The sequence below is a fragment of the Phycicoccus sp. 3266 genome, from assembly GCF_031456495.1.
GTDB lineage: Bacteria > Actinomycetota > Actinomycetes > Actinomycetales > Dermatophilaceae > Pedococcus.
This window is the reverse complement of sequence record NZ_JAVDUW010000002.1, coordinates 142862-163722: the sequence shown is the minus strand read 5'-3', so window position 1 is coordinate 163722 and position 20861 is coordinate 142862. Positions and strand designations below refer to the sequence as shown.

At 71.9% G+C, this 20861-nt stretch carries 21 protein-coding genes; 10 read left to right on the top strand and 11 right to left on the bottom strand.

All coding sequences use genetic code 11. The features are described from left to right. Nucleotides 1–17: 17 nt before the first annotated feature. Complete coding sequence (locus tag J2X64_RS10535; protein WP_310153611.1) at nucleotides 18–1385, bottom strand: hypothetical protein; 1368 nt, start codon at nucleotides 1383–1385, stop codon at nucleotides 18–20. Between the two features lie 144 nt (nucleotides 1386–1529). On the opposite strand from J2X64_RS10535, the gene J2X64_RS10530 reads away from it, so the two are divergent. After that, a complete protein-coding gene (locus J2X64_RS10530; protein WP_310153609.1) occupies nucleotides 1530–2225 on the top strand; it encodes a DUF305 domain-containing protein in 696 nt (231 codons plus the stop codon). An 87-nt stretch (nucleotides 2226–2312) separates the two neighbouring features. Here the strand turns inward: J2X64_RS10530 and J2X64_RS10525 are convergent, their stop codons facing one another. After that, nucleotides 2313–4835, bottom strand: coding sequence for an ATP-dependent Clp protease ATP-binding subunit (locus tag J2X64_RS10525; RefSeq protein ID WP_310153606.1), 2523 nt, complete (start codon nucleotides 4833–4835; stop codon nucleotides 2313–2315). 309 nt (nucleotides 4836–5144) lie between these two features. Beyond that, a complete protein-coding gene (locus tag J2X64_RS10520; protein WP_310153603.1) occupies nucleotides 5145–5657 on the bottom strand; it encodes a hypothetical protein in 513 nt (170 codons plus the stop codon). A 190-nt stretch (nucleotides 5658–5847) separates the two neighbouring features. Between J2X64_RS10520 and J2X64_RS10515 the strand changes: the two genes are divergently transcribed. Both J2X64_RS10515 and J2X64_RS10510 read left to right on the top strand, forming a co-directional pair. Beyond that, nucleotides 5848–6702, top strand: a complete 855-nt coding sequence (locus tag J2X64_RS10515) for a DUF4397 domain-containing protein (RefSeq protein WP_310153600.1) — start codon at nucleotides 5848–5850, stop codon at nucleotides 6700–6702. A 52-nt stretch (nucleotides 6703–6754) separates the two neighbouring features. After that, nucleotides 6755–7429 (top strand): class F sortase, encoded by a 675-nt coding sequence (locus J2X64_RS10510; RefSeq protein ID WP_310153596.1) that lies wholly within the window; start codon nucleotides 6755–6757, stop codon nucleotides 7427–7429. Between the two features lie 103 nt (nucleotides 7430–7532). On the opposite strand, the gene paaK is transcribed toward J2X64_RS10510, so the two are convergent. Beyond that, nucleotides 7533–8813, bottom strand: a complete 1281-nt coding sequence (gene paaK, locus J2X64_RS10505) for a phenylacetate--CoA ligase PaaK (RefSeq protein WP_310153594.1) — start codon at nucleotides 8811–8813, stop codon at nucleotides 7533–7535. A 102-nt stretch (nucleotides 8814–8915) separates the two neighbouring features. Here paaK and J2X64_RS10500 point away from each other — a divergent pair, with 102 nt between their 5' ends. From J2X64_RS10500 to J2X64_RS10480, 5 genes are read left to right on the top strand one after another with little or no spacing between them, the layout of a single operon-like run. Then, complete coding sequence (locus J2X64_RS10500; RefSeq protein ID WP_310153591.1) at nucleotides 8916–9779, top strand: trypsin-like peptidase domain-containing protein; 864 nt, start codon at nucleotides 8916–8918, stop codon at nucleotides 9777–9779. A gap of 54 nt (nucleotides 9780–9833) precedes the next feature. After that, nucleotides 9834–10868 (top strand): MoxR family ATPase, encoded by a 1035-nt coding sequence (locus J2X64_RS10495; RefSeq protein WP_310153588.1) that lies wholly within the window; start codon nucleotides 9834–9836, stop codon nucleotides 10866–10868. Then, nucleotides 10847–11743 (top strand): DUF58 domain-containing protein, encoded by an 897-nt coding sequence (locus J2X64_RS10490; RefSeq protein ID WP_310153586.1) that lies wholly within the window; start codon nucleotides 10847–10849, stop codon nucleotides 11741–11743. Before J2X64_RS10495 ends, J2X64_RS10490 begins: the two co-directional genes overlap by 22 nt. Next, nucleotides 11740–12723, top strand: coding sequence for a VWA domain-containing protein (locus J2X64_RS10485; RefSeq protein ID WP_310153583.1), 984 nt, complete (start codon nucleotides 11740–11742; stop codon nucleotides 12721–12723). Before J2X64_RS10490 ends, J2X64_RS10485 begins: the two co-directional genes overlap by 4 nt. A gap of 1 nt (nucleotide 12724) precedes the next feature. Then, complete coding sequence (locus J2X64_RS10480) at nucleotides 12725–13852, top strand: VWA domain-containing protein (RefSeq protein WP_310153580.1); 1128 nt, start codon at nucleotides 12725–12727, stop codon at nucleotides 13850–13852. An 81-nt stretch (nucleotides 13853–13933) separates the two neighbouring features. Here J2X64_RS10480 and J2X64_RS10475 read toward each other — a convergent pair whose 3' ends face one another. From J2X64_RS10475 to J2X64_RS10465, 3 genes are read right to left on the bottom strand one after another with little or no spacing between them, the layout of a single operon-like run. Then, nucleotides 13934–14761 (bottom strand): DNA-formamidopyrimidine glycosylase family protein, encoded by an 828-nt coding sequence (locus J2X64_RS10475; RefSeq protein ID WP_310153577.1) that lies wholly within the window; start codon nucleotides 14759–14761, stop codon nucleotides 13934–13936. A 4-nt stretch (nucleotides 14762–14765) separates the two neighbouring features. Further along, nucleotides 14766–15158: a nuclear transport factor 2 family protein gene (locus J2X64_RS10470; RefSeq protein ID WP_310155835.1), complete on the bottom strand. Its 393-nt coding sequence runs from the start codon at nucleotides 15156–15158 to the stop codon at nucleotides 14766–14768. Between the two features lie 9 nt (nucleotides 15159–15167). Beyond that, the gene (locus tag J2X64_RS10465) at nucleotides 15168–16118 is read right to left on the bottom strand and encodes a Ku protein (protein ID WP_310153570.1); all 951 of its coding nucleotides are present in this window, start codon (nucleotides 16116–16118) and stop codon (nucleotides 15168–15170) included. 84 nt (nucleotides 16119–16202) lie between these two features. On the opposite strand from J2X64_RS10465, the gene ligD (J2X64_RS10460) reads away from it, so the two are divergent. Both ligD (J2X64_RS10460) and ligD (J2X64_RS10455) read left to right on the top strand, forming a co-directional pair. Beyond that, complete coding sequence (gene ligD, locus J2X64_RS10460) at nucleotides 16203–17147, top strand: non-homologous end-joining DNA ligase (RefSeq protein ID WP_310153567.1); 945 nt, start codon at nucleotides 16203–16205, stop codon at nucleotides 17145–17147. Continuing rightward, nucleotides 17140–18015 (top strand): non-homologous end-joining DNA ligase, encoded by an 876-nt coding sequence (gene ligD / locus J2X64_RS10455; protein ID WP_310153564.1) that lies wholly within the window; start codon nucleotides 17140–17142, stop codon nucleotides 18013–18015. The genes ligD (J2X64_RS10460) and ligD (J2X64_RS10455) overlap by 8 nt, the downstream gene beginning before the upstream one ends. Here the strand turns inward: ligD (J2X64_RS10455) and J2X64_RS10450 are convergent. The 4 genes from J2X64_RS10450 to lysS all read right to left on the bottom strand — a co-directional run bounded on the left by J2X64_RS10450 (nucleotide 18012) and on the right by lysS (nucleotide 20833). Then, entirely contained in the window at nucleotides 18012–18470 is a 459-nt protein-coding gene (locus tag J2X64_RS10450; RefSeq protein WP_310153561.1) for a hypothetical protein, read from the bottom strand. The two genes, ligD (J2X64_RS10455) and J2X64_RS10450, sit on opposite strands and share 4 nt — an antisense overlap. Before the next feature lie 212 nt (nucleotides 18471–18682). Next, on the bottom strand, nucleotides 18683–19015 hold the full coding sequence (locus tag J2X64_RS10445) for an Lsr2 family protein (RefSeq protein ID WP_310153558.1): 333 nt from the start codon (nucleotides 19013–19015) through the stop codon (nucleotides 18683–18685). A 97-nt stretch (nucleotides 19016–19112) separates the two neighbouring features. Then, a complete protein-coding gene (locus J2X64_RS10440) occupies nucleotides 19113–19313 on the bottom strand; it encodes a hypothetical protein (protein ID WP_310153556.1) in 201 nt (66 codons plus the stop codon). After that, nucleotides 19310–20833, bottom strand: coding sequence for a lysine--tRNA ligase (gene lysS / locus J2X64_RS10435; RefSeq protein WP_397444041.1), 1524 nt, complete (start codon nucleotides 20831–20833; stop codon nucleotides 19310–19312). The genes J2X64_RS10440 and lysS overlap by 4 nt, the downstream gene beginning before the upstream one ends. Nucleotides 20834–20861 lie beyond the last annotated feature (28 nt).

The following is a 20861-nucleotide window of genomic DNA, read 5'->3' as shown; positions in this document are numbered from 1 at the left end:
GTCGTCGTGTCGTGCGCCTACTTCACCTGGTAGACGGGCTGGCTCTGCACGTTGAGCCGGCTCATCTTCACCTGCGAGGCCTTCTTCAGGTCCTTGTCGGTGATCCGCAGGACGTCGAACCCCTTGCCGAGGTCGGAGGAGTAGACGGTGCCGTTGTAGTAGTACGACGACCACGTGCCACCCCCGTCGCGGGCGCCGGCGGCGACAGGTCCGCGCTCGAAGTAGCCGATCTCGTGCGGGTTGCCGGAGTCGGTGAACTCCCAGAAGCTCGTCCCGCCCATGTACCAGGACTGGACCATGACGTCGCGGCCCTCGCCCGGGATCAGCGACCCGTTGTGGGCGACGCAGTTCTCGCTGTCGAACTGGTGCCGGGGGATCTTGTAGTACGACCGGAAGGTCAGCTTGTTGTCCTTGCTGAGGTCGTAGATCCCGTTGGCGCCGCGGTTCGGGCCGATCGCCGCGTTGCAGGTCGCCGCCCCGCCGCCGCCGAGCTCGTCGGTGAAGACGACCTTGGTGGCGTCCTGGTTGAAGGTCGCCGAGTGCCAGAACGCGAAGTTCTCGGTGTCGCGCACGCGGTCGAGCACCTTCGGGGCCACCGGGTTCGCGATGTCGAGGATGATCCCGTCACCCATGCACGCTCCCGCCGCGATCTTGCGCGACGGCAGGACGGTGATGTCGTGGCAGCCCGTGGTGTTGGTGTAGCCGCCGTCGGGGAACAGGTTCGGCTCGGCCACGACCCGGGCCGTCGTCGGCGCCTTCCTCGGCACCTCGACGATCGAGATGGAGTCGTGCGGCGGCTGGCAGTCGGGGTAGGACGCGCTCGGCGAGTAGCTCGACACGTAGAGGTAGTCGCTCTTGGCGCCCGGCAGGAGCGTGTGCGTGTGCGAACCGCACGACGTCTCGACCGACTTGATGTACCGCGGGTTCGACACGTCGGAGATGTCGAAGATCTTGATGCCCTCCCACGAGGACTCGATCGTGGCCGACTGCGGTGTCGACCGGCACGAGTCGTCCGAGCGCGAGGAGTCGGTCGACAGGTAGAGCAGGTCGCCCGACACGCTGACGTCGTTCTGCGAGCCGGGGCAGCTCACCTGGGCGACCATCCGGGGCTTCTTGGGGTTGGTGACGTCGTAGACGACGAACCCGTTGTAGTTGCCCACGAACGCCATGTCGTCCTGGAACGCCATGTCGGTGCCGGTCGCCCCGGCGAGGGGACCGCTGCTGGGGATGTTGACGAGGTGCTCGACGTTCTGGCTGCGCCCGACCTGGTCCGTTCCCAGCTGGGTGCCGGACATGCCGACACCGTCCGCGGCCCACGCCGCGGTTGCTGGGACGCTCAGGGCGAGGGCGGCCAGGGTGGCGAGCACCGTGGAACGCGTTCTCATGCGGAGGCTCCTGCCGTCGCACCCGTTCCGGCACCCCTTCAGTGCCGGACTCGGGCGTGCCACCCACCCTCGTCAGGCGCTGTTCCGGGTCACAAGAGGGGTTTGCCCTGTATCCGGTAAAAAGTCACGCGTTAGGGTGCATTCGTGTTGACTTGCCTCCGCACGCGTCGTCGACCGCTGGCCCTCGTGCTCCCGCTGCTCGCCGCCACCGCCGTGGCCGGCTGCTCGGGGCAGCAGGACCCCACGCCCTCCTCGACCGCGACCTCCCCCACCGCCCCCGTCCTGCAACCGGGCCGCCCCGGCGCGCCGAACGCGTCGCTGACCGGCTCTGCCGCACTGCCGTCCGCGACCGGGAAGCCCGACGCCGACGACGTGAGCTTCATGCAGGACATGATCGTCCACCACGCCCAGGCCATCGTCATGGTCGAGCTCGCCCGCGACCACCTCGCCGACACCCAGGTGAAGGCGCTGGCGGACCGCATCGCCGACGAGCAGCGGCCCGAGATCGACGCCATGGCGCGCTGGCTGCGCGACCGGGGCCAGTCCGTGCCGCTGCAGGCCACGGACCCCCGGCGCGGGTCCGGCATGCACGACCACGCAGGCATGCCGGGGATGGCGAGCCAGGACCAGCTCGACGAGCTCTCGAGGGCCCGTGGTGCTTCCGCGGACCGGCTGTGGCTGCAGCTCATGACCCGCCACCACGAGGGCGCACTGGCGATGGTGGTGACCCAGCACCGCGACGGCCGCGACGACGTCGCCACCCAGATGGGCGACGAGATCCACGTGACCCAGTCGGTGCAGGTCGGCTACATGCGGGACATGCTCCAGCGGCTGGTCTGACCCGAACACGACGAAGGGGCGGCACCCGTTCGGGTGCCGCCCCTTCGTGCGGTTCCGGTATGCCGCGCGGCACACCGGCTCTGTGGCTCAGCCCTCGCTGGCGTCGCCCACGGTCTGCACGACCGGGAGGTCGAGGCTGCCGGGGTGCGGGGTGCCGGTGAAGGTGAACGTCTCCGCCTTGCCCTCGCCCTCGGTCTTGACCAGGACCAGCTCGCCGGCCTTGAGCTCGCCGTAGAGGATCTTCTCGGACAGGACGTCCTCGATCTCGCGCTGGATCGTGCGCCGCAGCGGGCGGGCGCCGAGGACCGGGTCGTAGCCCTTCTTCGCCAGGAGGTTCTTGGCGTCGATGGTGAGCTCGATGCCCATGTCCTTGTCCTTGAGCCGCTTGTCGAGCTTGGCGATCTCGAGGTCGACGATGGCGACGATCTCGGCCTGCGTGAGCTGCGGGAAGACGATGGTGTCGTCGACCCGGTTGAGGAACTCGGGGCGGAAGTGCTGCTTCAGCTCGTCCGTCACCTTGTTCTTCATCCGCTCGTAGTCGCTGCGGGAGTCGGGGCCGGCCGAGAAGCCGAGCGAGACGCCCTTGGCGATGTCACGGGTGCCGAGGTTCGTGGTCATGATGATCACGGTGTTCTTGAAGTCGACCATCCGACCCTGGGAGTCGGTGAGGCGGCCGTCCTCGAGCACCTGCAGCAGGCTGTTGAAGATGTCCGGGTGGGCCTTCTCGACCTCGTCGAACAGCACCACCGAGAACGGCTTGCGCCGCACCTTCTCGGTGAGCTGGCCGCCCTCCTCGTAGCCGACGTAGCCGGGAGGCGAGCCGAACAGCCGCGAGACGGTGTGCTTCTCGGAGAACTCGCTCATGTCGAGCTGGATCAGGCTGTCCTCGTCGCCGAAGAGGAACTCGGCGAGCGTCTTGGCCAGCTCGGTCTTACCGACACCGGTCGGGCCGGCGAAGATGAACGAGCCACCGGGACGACGCGGGTCCTTCAGGCCGGCGCGGGTGCGGCGGATCGCCTGGGACAGCGCCCTGATGGCGTCGTCCATGCCGACGATGCGCTTGTGCAGCTCGTCCTCCATGTGGAGCAGCCGCGAGGACTCCTCCTCGGTGAGCTTGAAGACCGGGATGCCCGTCGAGGCAGCCAGCACCTCGGCGATGAGCTCCTCGTCGACCTCGGCCACGACGTCCATGTCGCCGGACTTCCACTGCGACTCGCGCTCGGCCTTCTGGGCGAGCAGCTTCTTCTCGTCGTCGCGCAGGCGGGCGGCCTTCTCGAAGTCCTGGCCGTCGATGGCCGACTCCTTCTCGAGCCGCACGGAGGCGATCTTCTCGTCGAACTCGCGCAGGTCCGGCGGTGCGGTCATCCGGCGGATGCGCAGTCGCGCGCCCGCCTCGTCGATGAGGTCGATCGCCTTGTCCGGCAGGAACCGGTCGTTGATGTACCGGTCGGCGAGGTTGGCCGCGGAGACCAGCGCGGCGTCCGTGATGGACACGCGGTGGTGCGCCTCGTAGCGGTCGCGCAGGCCCTTGAGGATCTCGATCGCGTGGCTGAGCGTGGGCTCGGCGACCTGGATCGGCTGGAACCGGCGCTCGAGCGCCGAGTCCTTCTCGATGTGCTTGCGGTACTCGTCCAGGGTGGTGGCACCGATGGTCTGGAGCTCGCCGCGGGCCAGCATCGGCTTGAGGATGCTGGCGGCGTCGATCGCGCCCTCGGCGGCACCCGCACCCACGAGGGTGTGGATCTCGTCGATGAACAGGATGATGTCGCCGCGGGTGCGGATCTCCTTGAGGACCTTCTTCAGCCGCTCCTCGAAGTCACCGCGGTAGCGGCTGCCGGCGACGAGCGCGCCGAGGTCGAGGGTGTAGAGCTGCTTGTCCTTGAGGGTCTCGGGGACCTCGCCCTTGACGATGTCCTGGGCCAGGCCCTCGACGACCGCCGTCTTGCCGACACCGGGCTCGCCGATGAGGACGGGGTTGTTCTTGGTGCGGCGGGACAGCACCTGCATGACCCGCTCGATCTCCTTCTCGCGCCCGATGACCGGGTCGAGCTTGCCCTCGCGGGCGGCCATGGTGAGGTTGCGGCCGAACTGGTCGAGCACCAGCGAGCCGGCAGGAGTGCCCTCCTGCTGGACGCCCGCGCCGACGCCGGCGGTCGCGCCGCCCTCCTTGCCCTGGTAGCCGGAGATGAGCTGGATGACCTGCTGGCGCACGCGGTTGAGGTCCGCGCCCAGCTTGACGAGGACCTGGGCGGCGACGCCCTCACCCTCGCGGATGAGCCCGAGCAGGATGTGCTCGGTGCCGATGTAGTTGTGGCCGAGCTGCAGCGCCTCGCGCAGGCTCAGCTCGAGGACCTTCTTCGCACGCGGCGTGAAGGGGATGTGGCCGCTCGGGGCCTGCTGCCCCTGGCCGATGATCTCCTGGACCTGCTCGCGGACCGACTCCAGCGAGATGCCAAGGCTCTCAAGGGCCTTGGAGGCGACACCCTCACCCTCGTGGATGAGGCCGAGCAGGATGTGCTCGGTCCCGATGTAGTTGTGGTTGAGCATGCGCGCCTCTTCCTGCGCGAGCACGACCACCCTCCGGGCCCGATCGGTGAACCGTTCAAACATCTCTTCTGCTCCTGCCTATCGAGATCATCTCGATGCTATCCGTGCTGCCTGACCGTGGCGCGTCCCATTCGGCGACCGATACGCGATCGGGACGAACGGGCCACCCCTCCCACGTCCGTACTGCGGGCCGGTCAGGTGGCTCACCGTGCGCAACGCGGCGGTTCCCCACCCTGTTCCCGGCCCTGAGTCGAGTCGGCTCAATTCCGCCGTGGGCGGACAAAGGGCTCCGTCGCCGTGGGCGGACGAAGGGCTCCGTCGCCGTGGGCGGACATAGGGCTCCGTCGCCGTGGGCGGACGACGGCGATGCCGTCACGCGGCGGGGCCCTTCCTGCGGACCTCCTCCACCTGCTCCATGGCGGCGCGCAGCTCGCCGAGCCAGGTGTCGGACCGCTCGCCGACGAGCTTGACGCACCACGCGAGGGCGTCCGCCCTCGACCGGGCGACACCGGCGTCGACGAGCGTGTCGAGCACCCGCCGCTCGGGCTGGCGCAGCCGGGTCATCACGGGTGCCGCGAGGTGGGTGAACAGCGACTCGTGGCCGCCGACCCGCACCCCCCAGCTCACCTTGCGGCCGGACAGGTGCTCGAGCTCGCGGGCGATCTCGATGCGGCGCTCGCGGGTCTCCTCGCGGAAGGTCTTGGCCCGGCCGCGGGCCGCGACCTCGCGGTCGGCGTCGTCGGCGTCGTCGGGCAGGTCGGGGGCGGCGAGGTCCCCCCAGATGATGAGCTCGTCGCGGTCGCGGCTGACCTCGACGGGGCCGGTGAACCAGTCCTGCGGGAGGCGGCCGGCCAGCCATGCCTCGGCAGTGGTGCGTGTTGTCATGTAATCATGATTACTGAGCTGCACGGCATGCGGAAGAGCTATCGCGTCCGCCCACGGTGAACACGTCTCAGGGGACAAACTTGTTCACCGCCAAACTTTCGTGAAGAGGTTCCAATCCGGCCCCTGGCCGGGCGCGAATCCGGGGCAAGAGGCACCCGCCGGGGGCTGCCTCGTCCGGAAAGGAACCGTCATGAGCGCTACCAGGACCACGACCGTCCGAGCCGTGCTGGCCGCCGGGGCCGTCGCCGCCGTCACCGCCGGGCTGGCCGCCCTCCCCGCGTCGGCCGCCTCCACCGCCACCGTCACGGTGGTGCACGGCATCCCGAAGACGCCGGTGGACGTGTACGTCGACGGGAAGAAGGCACTGTCCGACTTCCAGTTCAAGACCGTCACGAACCCGATCAGCCTGCCGGCCGGCTCGCACCAGATCGCCGTCCGCCCGGCCGGTGCCGCCAGCACCTCCAAGCCCATCCTCACCCTCGCCCCGACCCTGCCGGCCGGTGCCAACGCGACGGTCGTGGCCTACCTGACGGCCGACGGCAAGCCCGCCCTCAAGCCGTTCATCAACCCCACGACCGCCGTGCCCGCAGGCATGGGCCGGCTCGTCGTGCGGCACACCGCGGCGGCTCCCGCCGTCGACGTCCTCGCCGGCGGCAAGCCGATCATCACCAAGCTCACCAATCCGAACGAGAAGATGCTCATGGTGCCGGCCGGCACCGTGTCGGCCTCGGTGGCGGCCGCCGGCACCACCAAGCCGGTCATCGGCCCGGTCGACCTGCCCGTGACCTCCGGGAGGACGCTGGTGGTCTACGCGATCGGCAGCCTCCAGGACGGCAGCCTCACCGCCGTGACGCAGAGCTACGCGAGCGGCGGCGGCGCCGCCCCGAGCTCGGTCAACGCCGGCACGGGCGGCCAGGCGGCCGACCGTGGTCCCGCGACCGCCCTGCTGGCGCTCTCCGGCCTGGCCGGCGCCGCGCTCGTCGCCGGTGGCACGCGGACGGCCGCGCGACCGCGACCGTCCGTCGCTGACGCACGCAGGACCTGACAGGGACATGTCGGACACCGGGCGCCGGTCACGGCGGGGCACCGTCCCCGTCGTGGCCGGCGTCCTGCTGCTCGCGGCCACCGGTCTCGGGGTCGCCGTCAAGGTTTTCGACCAGCCGCTCCCCGACGCAGGAGCCCTCCCCGCTCCCGCCGTCACCGCCACGCCCCCACCGGAGAGCGCCGGACCGAGGACCACCGGCTCGCCCACCGCGTCGCCGCAGGCGTCGACCGGCTCGACCGGCTCGACCGGCTCGACCGGGCCGACCATCGCGACCGACCGGTCGTTCGAACCCACCATGGTCCGGGTCCCGGCTATCGGCGTCTCGGCCCCCGTCGTGCCCACGTCGGTGGACGGTCGCGGGGCGCTCGGCATCCCCGAGGACCCGCGCGAGGTCGGGTGGTGGTCCGGCGGCGCGGCACCGGGGTCGCCGTACGGCACGACGCTGCTCGCGGGCCACGTCGACTCGGCGAGCAAGGGGCTCGGCAGCCTCGTCGACCTCGGCCGGGCGCCCATCGGGGCCCGGGTCACGGTGACCGGAGCGGACGGCAGCTCCCAGTCCTACCGGGTCGTCGCCCGCCGGTCCTACCCCAAGGCGACGCTCCCGACCCGCGAGCTGTTCCGCCAGGACGTCCCGGCCCGGCTGCTGCTCGTCACCTGCGGCGGGCAGTTCGACCGGAGCACCGGCCACTACGAGCGCAACGTCGTCGTCGTCGCCGTCCCCGCCTGAGGCTCGGGCCGTCGGCGGTCAGGACCGCCGGGCGGCCAGCTGCCCGACCCGCCGCCCCCTCAGGTCCGACCCGCCGCCCCCTCAGGTCCGACCCGCCGCACCCTCAGCGCAGGTGGCGCTGGTCGCTGATCCGCTTGGCCTTGCCGAGGGACCGCTCGAGGCTGTGCGGGTCGAGCACCTCGACCCGCACGGTCACCCCGACCCGGTCCTTGACCCGGGTGGCGAGCTCGCGCGCCATACCGGCACGCTCGTCCGGACCCGAGGAGGAGGACGCGGCCTCCACCTGCACGGTGAGCTCGTCCATCCGCCCCGGGCGGGTGAGGACGCACAGGTAGTGCGGGGTCAGCCCCTCGATCGTCAGCAGGTGCTCCTCGATCTGGGAGGGGAACACGTTGACGCCGCGCACGATCATCATGTCGTCGGTGCGGCCGGTGATCTTGGCCATCCGCCGGAACTGCGGGTGCGCGGTGCCCGGCATCAGCGTCGTGAGGTCGCGGGTCCGATAGCGCACCACCGGCATGGCCTGCTTGGTGAGCGAGGTGAAGACCAGCTCCCCCTCCTGGCCGTCGGGCAGCACCTCGCCCGTGATCGGGTCGACCACCTCCGGGTAGAAGTGGTCCTCCCAGATGTGCAGGCCGTCCTGGGTCTCGCCCGACTCCTGCGAGACACCCGGGCCCATGACCTCGGACAGGCCGTAGATGTCGACGGCCCGGATGTTCGAGCGGCGCTGCACCTCCTCGCGCATCGCCTCGGTCCACGGCTCCGCGCCGAAGATGCCGATCTCGAGCGAGGTGTCCTTGGGGTCGACCCCCTGCGCCTCCATCTCGTCGAGGATCGCCAGGAAGTACGACGGCGTCACCATGATCACGCGCGGCCGGAAGTCGACGATGAGCTGGACCTGCCGCTCGGTCATGCCGCCGCTGACCGGGACGACGGTGCATCCGAGTCGCTCGGCTCCGTAGTGCGCGCCGAGCCCACCGGTGAACAGCCCGTAGCCGTAGACCACGTGCAGCACGTCGCCCGGCCGGCCTCCCGCCGACTCGATCGAGCGCGCCATCACCTGCGCCCACGTGTCGATGTCGTCCTTGGTGTAGCCGACGACGGTGGGGCGACCCGTCGTGCCGCTGGAGGCGTGGATGCGCACCACCTGCTCCCGCGGGACCGCGAACATCCCGAACGGGTAGTTGTCGCGCAGGTCCGCCTTGGCGGTGAAGGGGAAGCGGGCGAGGTCGGACAGCTCACGCAGGTCGTCCGGGTGCACGCCGGCGTCGTCGAAGGCCTTGCGGTAGTGCGGCACGTTCCCGTACGCGTGGGCGAGGCTCCAGCGCAGCCGGTCCAGCTGGAGGGCGCGCAGCTCTTCGACGGTGGAGACGACGGTGTCCATGGCCGCATCCTCGCACCGGCCGGCGCCCTGCGAACCTGAGAACTTCCCGTGAAAGGGCTGCACCCGTGTCGCGCGGGGAGGTTCGGACGTACGCTCGCAAGGGTGGACCGGCTGGGGCTCCCTGCGGTCGACCGGGAGCCCAGGGGGGAGACGGTCGACGTCCCCGCACGCCGCCCCTGGTGGGACCGGCTGCCCCGCCTCCACGGCCGTGCCCTCGTGGCCGCCGTCGTGCTCCTCGTCGCCCTCCTGGCCGTCGGCACCTGGGCCCTCACCCGCGGTCCGGGCACGCCGCCGCTGACCAAGGCCGACGTCAACGCCGCGGTGCGCAGCGGCATCGCCGACGCGGAGAAGCGGGCACGGCAGGCACCGCCCGACGCGGCCACGGCATACGACACCGCCCGGCCGTCCCTCGTCACGGTCGAGGGCAGGCTCGCGGACGGCACGTCCACGGGCGCGGGCACCGTCATCGCGCAGGACGGCACGGTGCTCACCGCCCTGCACGTCGTCGCGAAGGCCTCGAGCGTCGAGGTGACGTTCGCCGACGGCACCCGCTCGCCGGCCACGGTCGAGAAGCAGGACGCGGCCTCCGACATCGCCGTGCTCATGCCCAGCCGGCTGCCGCAGGTGCTCGTCCCGGCGGTCCTCGGCGGCGGGGTCCAGGTCGGCGACCCCGTCTTCGCGCTCGGCAACCCGCTGGGGCTCACGCACTCGCTGTCCGCGGGCGTGGTGTCGGCCACCGGTCGCACCGTCGAGGTGGAGCAGGGACGCACCCTCAAGGACCTCATCCAGTTCGACGCGGCCGTCAACCCCGGCAACTCCGGTGGCCCGCTGCTCGACCGGGACGGGCAGGTCGTCGGCGTCGTCACCGGCCTGGCCAACCCCTCGCGCCAGAGCTTCTTCGTCGGCATCGGCTTCGCCGTGCCCATCGCCACCGCCGGCGGCACCGCCGGAGCCCCGCCCCAGTGACGACAGCGCCCGCCCGACCGTGACGACCCCGTCGTGAACCCCGAGGAGCACCGCATGGACCCGCACCGACCCGAGCCCGGCCGGCAGCACCCGCTCGAGCAGGCGCTCTACGAGGTGAAGAAGACCATCGTCGGGCAGGACCAGCTGCTGGAGCGGATGCTCGTCGCGCTGCTCGCCCGGGGGCACCTGCTGGTCGAGGGCGTGCCGGGCCTGGCCAAGACGATGGCGGTCAAGACGCTGGCGCAGGCCGTGGGCGGGCAGTTCCAGCGGATCCAGTTCACCCCGGACCTCGTGCCCGCCGACGTGGTCGGTACGCGCATCTGGAACCAGAAGGAGGGCGACTTCCAGGTCTCGCTGGGCCCGGTGTTCGCCAACCTCGTCCTCGCCGACGAGATCAACCGGGCGCCGGCGAAGGTGCAGAGCGCGCTGCTCGAGGTGATGCAGGAGCGGCAGGTGACCATCGGGCGCGAGACCTACCAGGCGCCCGACCCGTTCCTCGTCATGGCGACCCAGAACCCGATCGAGTCCGAGGGCACCTACGCCCTGCCGGAGGCCCAGGTCGACCGGTTCATGCTCAAGGTCCTCATCGGGTACCCCACTGCCGCAGAGGAGTTCGTCGTCGTCGAGCGGATGACGACGACGTTCGAGAAGGCCCAGCAGGTGCTGACGACCGAGCAGCTGGTGGAGTACCAGCGCCGCACCGACCGCGTCTACGTCGACCCCGCGGTGATCGAGTACGCCGTGCGGCTCGCGAGTGCGACGCGTGCGCCCGCCGAGGTGGGGCTGGGCGAGCTCGCCCGGTTCATCTCCTTCGGTGCCAGCCCGCGCGCGTCGATCAACCTGGTGCTGGCCGGCAAGGCGCTGGCCTTCCTGCGCGGGCGCGACTTCGCCCGGCCGCAGGACGTGCGCGACCTCGCCCGCGACGTGATGCGCCACCGCCTGGTCCTGTCGTACGAGGCGCTGGCCGAGGGCATCTCCGCCGACGACCTGCTCGGGCCGGTCCTCGACGCGGTCGGTATGCCGGACGTGCCGCTGCGCGACCGCCGCCACCACACCAGCGAGGCACCGTGGACACCGCAGCCACGCTGACCCCGGAGAGCCTGCTGCGCCGGCTGCAGTGGCGGGTCGTGCGGCGCCTCGACGGGCGACTGCAGGGCGACTACCGCACGCTCTTCCGGGGCAGCGGCCTGGACTTCACCGACCTGCGCGAGTACGAGGCCGGGGACGACCTGCGGCACATCGACTGGAACGTCACGGCGCGCATGGACACCCCGTACGTCCGCGAGTACGTCGAGGACCGCGAGGTCACCGCCTGGCTGCTGCTGGACCGCTCCGCCTCGATGTCGTTCGGCCCGGTGGACCGGCAGAAGTCCCTCGTGACGGCGGAGGTCGCCACCACGCTCGCCTACCTGCTCGCCCGCGGCGGCAACCGGATCGGCGCGCTGCTGCTGGACTCCGGGGTGCGGACCATCCCACCGGGCTCCGGGCGCAACCAGGTGCTGCGCATCTCCCGGGCGCTGCTCGAGCCGCCGCGCGAGCCGGCCGACCGCGCCACCACCGACCTCGGGGTGCTGCTCCACGCCGGCCTCGGCGTCGCGCGGCGGCGCTCGCTCGTCGTGGTGGTCTCCGACTTCATCAGCCAGCCCGGGTGGGAGCGCCCGCTGTCGCTGCTCACCCGGCGGCACGACGTCGTGGCGCTGCAGGTCGCCGACCCCCGCGAGACCGACCTGCCGGCGGTGGGCATGGTCTACGTCGAGGACGCCGAGACCGGTGAGCAGATCTTCGTCGACACCAGCGACCCCGTGTTCCGCCGCCGCCTCGCCGAGGTGGCCGCGCAGCGCCAGGAGGACCTGGTGTCCACTGCCCGCAGGGCGGGCACCGACCTGCACCGCGTGGCCACCGACGACGACCTCGTGCGCTCGCTCGCGCGGATCTCCGAGCTGCGTCGCCGGAGGCGCGGATGACGTTCGTCTGGCCGCTCGCCCTGCTGGCCCTGCTCGTGGTCCCCGTCCTCGTCGTGGCGTACCGGGGCCAGGAGCGTCGGCGCGCCGCGGGGCGGGCCCGCCTGACCGAGCAGGGCTTCGTCGTGCCGGAGACCTCGCAGCCCGGGCGCGGGCGGCACGTCGCCCCCGCCCTGCTGCTGGCGGCCCTGACCCTGCTGCTGCTGTCGCTCGCGCGCCCCGAGGCAACGATCACCGAGCCGCACCGCGAGGGCACGGTCATCCTTGCCTTCGACGTCTCGACGAGCATGGGCGCCAAGGACGTCACCCCGACCCGGCTCGAGGCGGCCAAGGCCGCCGCGACCTCGTTCGTGCGCCGCCAGCCCAGCGGCATACGCCTGGGGGTCGTGGCGTTCGGGGACAGCGCGGTCGTGGCCCAGCAACCCACCGACGACCGGACCATGGTGCTCGCCGCGATCGACCGGCTCAGCCCCCAGGGTGGGACGTCGCTGGGGCAGGGCATCGTCGCCGCCCTGGGCGCCATCGCGGGCAAGCCCATCACCGTCCCGCAGACCGACGACGGCTCGCTCGACGGCGTCGACATCGGCTACGACGGGTCGGCGGCGATGGTGTTGCTGTCGGACGGCGAGAACACCACCCCGCCCGACCCGCTCGCGGCCGCCGACCTCGCGTCCGCCGCCGGCGTGCGCGTCTACCCGGTGGGGCTGGGCAGCCCGCAGGGCACGGTCCTGCAGGTGGACGGGTTCTCCATCTCGACCGCGCTCGACGAGGCCACGCTGCAGCAGATCGCACAGCGGACCGACGGGCAGTACCGGTCGGCCACGGACGCGGCCGCGCTGGCGAAGGTCTACGACTCGATCCACCTGGCCTGGACGGCGCGCAGCGAGAAGCGCGAGGTCACCTCGTGGTTCGCCGCCGCTGCGGCGGTGCTGCTGCTCGCCGGAGCGGCCCTGTCCGTCCTGCGGTCGGGGCGGGTGGTCTGACATGCGCATCGGGCTTCCCTACGCACTGCTGGCGCTGCTCGCGGTACCGGCACTCGCCGCGGCACACGTGTGGCAGCTGCGCCGCCGCCGGCGCCAGGCGATCCTGTTCTCCAGCGTCTCCCTCCTGCGGACGGCGCTGCCGCGGCAGCGCCGGTGGCGCCGCCACGTCCCGGTCGCGCTCGTGCTGGCCGCGCTGGCCCTCCTCGCGGTCGCCGGGTCGCGGCCCCAGGTCCGGGCGCAGGTGCCGGTGTCGAGCTCGGCGGTCATCCTCGCCATCGACGTCTCGGGGTCGATGTGCTCGACCGACGTGCGCCCCAACCGGCTGACCGCCGCCCAGCAGGCGGTCCGTCAGTTCATCGACCGGCAGGACGGCGACCTGCGCATCGGGCTCGTCGTCTTCTCCGGGTTCTCCGAGCTCGCCGTCGCACCCACGACCGACCACGACCAGCTCCGCCAGGCCGTCGACGCGCTCACGACCGGCCGCGGCACGGCGATCGGCTCGGCCATCCTGAAGTCGATCGACGCCATCGCCGAGATCAACCCCGAGGTCGCACCGTCCGACCCGACGGCCGCGATGCCGCAGACCGACCCGGCGCAGCCGGTGCCCACCGAGCCCGCGCCCGGCTCGCCGACGCCCGGGCCACCCAGCGGCGTGCGCACCGCGCCGGAGATCGTCGTGCTGCTCACCGACGGCGCCAACACCCGTGGCGTGACGCCCGCCGCGGCGGCGCAGCAGGCGGCCCAGCGGGGCGTGCGGGTCTTCCCCATCGGGTTCGGCACGACCCAGCCGACCCAGATGGTCTGCACCCGCCAGCAGCTCGGCGGGGGCGCGCTCGACGGCCCGCCGGGAGGCTTCGGGGGCGGCTTCGGCGGAGCGGTCGGTCCCGGTGGGCGCAACTTCCTCGTCGTCGACGAGGCCGCGCTCAAGAACGTCGCCGACACCACCGGCGGCCGCTACTTCAAGGCGGAGGACGCCGGCCAGCTGCAGGACGTCCTCAAGGACCTGCCCGCCCAGGTGGACCGGCAGGAGCGGACCGTCGACATCAGCGTCGGGTTCGCCGCACTCGCGGCCCTGGTGCTGGTCCTGGGGCTCGCCCTCGGGGGCAGGTGGGCCGCCCACCCGCAGTGAGTGGCGGCGGCCGGCGCCGTCGCGCGGACGACGGGTGTGTCTCTCGACGGCGTCGCCGGGCGGCAGCTGCTGGGGCGATGCTCAGCGGCGGCGCTGGCAGCGGCCGCACCAGAACAGGTTCCGGCCGGCCACGACCTGCGTGCGGACCCTCGAGCCACAGACGCGGCACGGCTCGCCCTGGCGGCGGTAGACGTAGGACGTGCGCTCGAGGAGCGGGGTCGCGGATCCGCCGGCCAGCTCGGCCCGGACCTGCTCGACCTGCTCCTCGACGGTGACGATGCGACCGGTCGCCACCCCCATCGGGAGCAGGTCGACGAGGTCGCGCCAGATGGCGTCCCAGGTGGTGCGGCGGATCTCGCGCCCGGGGCGGAAGGGGTCGACCCGCTGCCGGAACAGGACCTCGCAGCGGTAGACGTTGCCGACCCCGGCGAGCACCGACTGGTCCATGAGCAGCTCGGCGATCGTCTTGCCGCTGCGGCTGATCCGGCGCCAGGCGATGTCCGGGTCGGGCTCGGGCCGCAGCGGATCCGGGCCGAGGCGGGAGGTGACCGCCTCGACCTGCTCGGGCGTGATGACGGCGCAGAGGTTGGGCCCGCGCAGGTCCGCGACGTGCTGGTCGGTCTGCAGCCGCAGCCGCACCTGTCCGGTGACCGGTGTCGCGCCGGCGTACTCGTGTCCGTCGACGGAGAACTTCCCGATCAGCCCGAGGTGGACGTGCAGCCACGCATCGCCCTCGAACTCCACGAACAGGTGCTTGCCCCACGAGGTGGCGTGCACGAGCTCGCGGCCGGACAGCAGCGCGGCCCCCGCGGCGAACCGCCCCTGCGGGCTGGTCGCCTCCGGGTGGGTGCCTGCGAAGGCGCGGTCGAGGTCACGCGCGAGGGCGTGGAGCGTGTGGCCTTCGGGCATCGACTCACACGTCCGCGGCGACTGGCGGTACGTCGGGGGCCGGGACCGGCGTGCCCTGGTGGTGCAGGAGCTGCCAGCGCCCGTCCCGCCGCACCCACACCGACGACCGGTGGGCGCGCCCGTTCGCGGACACGGAGATGTAGGTCAGCAGCACGACGCCCGGTGCCAGGGCCGTCGGCACCAGTTCCTCGGCGCGGATGGCGACCGGGCCGGCATGGGCCTCGGCCTCCATCAGGTCCAGGACCGAGTCGCGGTCCCAGACCCTCCCCGACTGCCCGACCTCGCGGAAGTCGGGGTGCAGCAGCAGCCCGGCGCTGAGCCGGTCACCGCGCACCGACCCGGTGAGCAGGGCACGTTCGCAGTCCTCGACGACGGACAGGTCGTCGGCGGTGGGCATCGCGCTCACTCAGCTGGCCTTCTTCGCCGTCTTCTTGGCGGCCGTCCTCGACCCGCTCTTCGCCGTGGTCTTCTTCGCCGCCGTCGACTTCGCAGCGCTCGTGGAGGACGTCGCCTTCTTCGTGGCCGACCGCGACGCGGCGGTCTTCTTCGCCGCTGTCTTCTGCGGGGCGGGCGACTCGCCGCGCGACGCCTTGGCCTTGTCGACGGACCGCTTGAGCGCGGCGAGCAGGTCGACCACCTCGCCCGACTCGTCCTTGGTCTCCGGCGTGAACTGCACCTCACCGCCCTCGACCTTGGCCTTGACCAGGGCCTGCAGCGCGGCCGCGTAGTCGTCCTCGTACTCGTCCGGCTCGTAGTCCCCGGCGAGCTGCTCGATGAGCAGGTCGGCCATCGCGAGCTCCTGCTTGGTCGCCTTCTGGTCGTCGTCGAGGGTGGCGAAGTCGGGCTTGCGGATCTCGTCCGGCCACAACATCGTCTGCATGACGATGACGCCCTCGTGCACCCGCAGCACCGCCATCGTCATCCGGGTGCGGATCGAGACGGTGACGACCGCCATGCGGTTCTCGCGCTCGAGCGCGTCGCGCAGCAGGACGTAGGGCTTGGTCGCCGCCTTGTCCGGCTCGAGGTAGTACGACTTGTCGAACAGCATCGGGTCGATCTGCTCGGCCGGCACGAACTTCTCGACCGAGATCTCCTTGCTGCTGGTCGCCGGCAGGTCCTTGAAGTCCTCGTCGGTGAGGACGACCATCTCGCCGTCCTCGGTCTCGTAGCCCTTGGCGATGTCGTCGTAGGACACCACCTCGCCGTCGATCGAGCAGATCCGCTGGTACTTGATCCGCCCGCCGTCCTCGCGGTGCACCTGGCGGAACTGCACGTCGTGGTTCTCGGTGGCGGAGTACAGCCGGATGGGCACGTTGACCAGCCCGAACGACACCGCGCCCTTCCAGATGGCTCGCATACCGACGATCTTCGCGTATGCCGCGTGGCGGCGCCACGTCCCTTTTCCGCAGCTCCCCGGTGACTGCGCTGACAGAATGACCGGATGCGTCCCATGCTGGCCACCCCGGCCACGGCCCTCCCCACGGGGGAGGACTGGCTGCACGAGGTGAAGTGGGACGGCATGCGCGTGCTCGCCGACGTCCGCGACGGCCGGCTGACGCTCACCTCGCGTGCGGGGAACGACGCCACCGCCAGCTTCCCCGAGCTGGCCGGCCTGGCCGACCTCTACGACGACATGCTGCTCGACGGCGAGGTCGTCGCGCTCGACGGCGGGCGGCCCTCCTTCGGCGCCCTCGCCGAGCGGATGCACGTGCGCGACCGCCGCAAGGCCGAGCGGCTGGCGGCGACGCGCCCGGTCACCTTCATGGTGTTCGACCTGCTGCGGCTGTACGGGTCCGACCTCACCGGCCAGCCGCTGTCGGCCCGGCGCGAGCTGCTCGAGCGCCTCGACCTCGACGGCCGGCACTGGCAGGTGCCGCCGGTCTACGACGACGGGCAGGAGCTGTTCGACGCGACCCTGGAGCAGGGGCTCGAGGGTGTGGTGAGCAAGCGGCGGTCCTCCCCCTACCTGCCCGGGCGACGGTCGGCCGACTGGCTCAAGTCCCCGCACCGGGCCACGCACTCCGTCGTCGTCGGCGGCTGGCGCCCGGAGCAGACCAACGACTCTGGCCGGCTCGGGGCGATCCTCGTCGGCACCCCCGACGGCGCCGGCGGCTGGTCCTTCCTCGGCCGGGTCGGCAGCGGCATCGCCGGCCGCGCGGCCACGTTGCTGGCCGAGGAGATCGGCACCGGGACGATCCCGTCGTCACCGTTCTCCACGCCGGTCCCCCGGGTCGACGCCGTCGGCACGACCTGGGTCGAGCCGCGCGTCGTCGTCGAGGTGCGCGCGCTCGAGGTGACGAAGGACGGCCGGCTGCGCCAGCCGGCATACCTCGGGGTGCGCCCGGACCTCACGCCCGCGGACCTGCAGGAGGTGGACGGTGCCTGAGGGGGAGGTGACCCGCGTCGAGGTGGCCGGGCGGCGGCTCAGGCTCACCAGCCTGGACAAGCTGCTCTACCCGCACACGGAGACCACCAAGGGCGAGGTGCTCAACTACTACGCCCAGGTGGCCGACGTGATCCTGCCCCACCTGTCGGGGCGCCCGGTGACGCGGGTGCGCTGGCCGCACGGCACGTCCGACCAGAGCTTCTTCGAGAAGAACCTCCCCTCGGGGGCGCCGTCGTGGCTGCCGCGGGTGCAGGTCGACGACGTGACCTACCCGATGGTGGAGGACCTGTCGCACCTGACCTACCTGGTCAACCTCAACTCCATCGAGCTGCACGTGCCGCAGTGGCGCGTGGACGCCGACGGCACGCGGCTGCACCCCGACCGGCTGGTCGTCGACCTCGACCCGGGGGCCCCTGCGGGGCTGGCCGAGTGCGCCCGGGTGGCGCTGCTGGTGCGTGAGCGGCTCGGCGAGCTGGGCCTCGAGCTCTACCCGGTGACGAGCGGCAGCAAGGGGATGCAGCTCTACGCGACGATGCCGGGCGACCTCACGTCGGACCAGACGCGCGACCTCGCCCAGCAGCTCGCGCAGGAGCTGACCAAGAAGCACCCGGACCTGGTCGTCTGGAAGATGACCAAGTCGCTGCGCCCGGGGAAGGTGTTCCTCGACTGGAGCCAGAACGTCGCGGCCAAGACGACCATCTGCCCGTACTCGCTGCGCGGCAAGGACGCCCCCACCGTCGCCGCGCCCCGCACGTGGGACGAGGTCGAGCAGGGCGCCGAGGGCGGGAAGTTCGAGCAGCTCGACCTCGAGGAGGTCCTCGAACGGCTGGACTCCGACGGCGACCTGATCGAGGACCTGCTGGCCTAGCCGGCCGCGTGCCGGGCCGGCGACGGCGGTCGGCGACGCAGTCGCGGGCAGCCGGTGCACTCGTGCGTCCCCGGCAGGACGTACAGGTAGCAGCAGGACCCGCGCTGCGGGGGCCGCTGCCCGCGGGCCCGCGCCAGCGCCATCGCCCAGACGTCGCGCACCATCTCGAGCCGCTGGTGGGTCCCGAGGTGCACCCCCGGCCGGTACGTCAGCGCGAGCTCGGTGGCCGCCGAGAGGTATGCCGCGCGCGCGGCCTCGAGCCGCTCGTCGAGCAGCATCGGGGTCACCGGGGCCTCGCGCAGCTGGACCACGACGGGGTACAGCTGCCGCGGCTCGAGGGCGAAGCTGAGCCCGGCCCGGAGCGGGTCGAGCACGTGGGCGGTGTGCGCGGCCGCGTGGGCGGCAGGCACTGCGGCGACCTCGAGCAGCCACTGCAGGACGAACGCCGCCGGCATGGCGGGCGGGGTCGCGGCGGCGTACTGGCGGGCGGTCGACGCGGACAGGGCCGCACGCCAGGGGCCGGTGGGGTCCTCGCCCGCGCGCTGGCCGGCGAGGACGTCCGCCCAGCGCCACGGCAGGTCCGGGTCGTCCGGACCTGCCGCGCGCAGGGTGGGGTGGGACAGGACCGGCCGGAGCCGGTCGACGAGGGAACGGGCGGAGATGGCGGTCAGTGCGCCTTGTCGTACGCCGCCTGGATCTCGGCGGAGATGCGGCCACGGTCGCTGACCTGGTGGCCGTTGGCGCGCGCCCACTCGCGGACGTCGGCGAGGTCGCGCTTGGCGCCGCCCGACCGGCTCGCGGTGGATCGGGCGGGGGCCCGGCGGCCCGACGCACGGCGGGCGTGCCCGACGTAGGGCGCGAGGGCGTCGCGCAGCTTCGCCGCGTTCGCGGCACTGAGGTCGATCTCGTAGGTCGTGCCGTCGAGGGCGAACGACACCGTCTCGTCGGCCTCGCTGCCGTCGAGGTCGTCCTCGAGGACGATGTTCACACGCTGGGCCATCTGGGTTCCTCTCAGGGGAAAAGGAAATCCGTACGAGAGAAAGATAGCCGGGAAAAGGGCGACCGCAAAAGCAGGACGGTGATTTCCCGGGTTTTACTCAGTCGTTTTCCGGCGGGGCCGTGGAATTGTCCGTCGCCTTTTCCCGGGATTGTTCCTTTTCGTGCTCGCGGTCCCACTGGGAATGCGCGAGTCGTTCCTTGCGGTCGCCCTCGATCATGTTCTTGATGACCACCCAGAAAAGGAATCCGACGCCCGCGGACGGGATGATCGCCGCGATGTACGGCCAGACCCCGCTCACCGCGCCACCTCGGGCTTCAGGTGCGGGAACAGGATGGTCTCGCGGATGTTGGCGCCGGTGAACAGCATGATCATCCGGTCGATGCCCAGGCCCAAGCCACCCATGGGCGGTGCGCCGTACTCCAGCGCCCGCAGGAAGTCCTCGTCGAGCTGCATCGCCTCGTGGTCGCCGCCGGCGGCCTTGACCGACTGGGCGGTGAGGACCTCGCGCTGCACGACGGGGTCGACGAGCTCGGAGAAGCCGGTGCCGCGCTCGACGCCGGCGATGATGAGGTCCCACGCCTCGATGTGACCGGGCTTGGAGCGGTGCGGCCGGGCGAGCGGCTGGGCGACCGCCGGGTAGTCGCACAGGAACGTCGGCTGCAGCAGCGTGGGCTCCACGAGCTCGCCGAGCAGCTCGAGGAAGACCTTGTCCTTGTCCCACGCGGGGTCGACCGGCACGTCGTGCTTCGCGGCATACCCGCGCAGCGTCTCGAGGTCGGTGTCGATGTCGACGGTCTCGCCGAGGACCTCGCTGACCGCGTCGTAGACCGGCAGCCAGCGCCACTCGGCGTCGAGGTCGACGGTGCCGCGCTCCGTCTGGACCGTGCGCGAGCCGAGGGCGTCGGCGACACCGAGGTAGAGGTCACGCATGAGGGCGCCGATGGTGGTCTGGTCGCCGTACGCCTGGTAGGCCTCGAGCATCGTGAACTCGGGGCTGTGGGTCGCGTCGACGCCCTCGTTGCGGAAGATGCGGCCCATCTCGTAGACGCGGTCGACACCGCCGACGACGGCCTTCTTGAGGTTGAGCTCCAGGGCGATGCGCAGCGTCATGTCCTGGTCGAAGGCGTTCATGTGGGTCCGGAACGGGCGAGCAGCCGCGCCGCCGTGGACCAGCTGGATGATCGGCGTCTCGACCTCGAGGTAGCCCTGCCTGTCCAGCACTCCACGGATCGCCGACAGCGCGCGCGCCTTGGTGCGCACCATGTCCCGGGACTCCTGGCGCACGATGAGGTCGGCGTACCGCTGGCGGACCCGCGCCTCCTCGGACAGGTCGTGGTGCAGCACCGGCAGCGGGCGCAGCGCCTTGGAGGCCATCTGCCACGTCTTCGCCATGACCGAGAGCTCGCCACGCTTGGAGGAGATGACGCGGCCCTCGACGAAGACGTGGTCGCCGAGGTCGACGTCGGCCTTCCACGCCGCGAGCGACTCCTCACCCACCTCGGCGAGGCTGAGCATCACCTGCAGGCGGGTCCCGATGCCCTCCTGGAGGGTCGCGAAGGCGAGCTTGCCGGTGTTGCGGATGAAGATGACGCGGCCCGCGACGCCGACGAGGTCGTCGGTCTCCTCGCCGGCCTCGAGGTGGCCCCACTGCTCACGGACCTCGCCGAGGGTGTGGGTGCGGTCGACCCAGACCGGGTAGGCGTCACGGCCCTCGGCGAGCAGGCGGTCGCGCTTGTCCCGCCGGACCTTCATCTGCTCGGGCAGGTCGGTCTCGGGGGTGGCGACGGTCGTCTGGCCGGGGGTCTGGGTCACCCGCAAAGGGTACCCAGCGCTCCTGCGCCGCCCT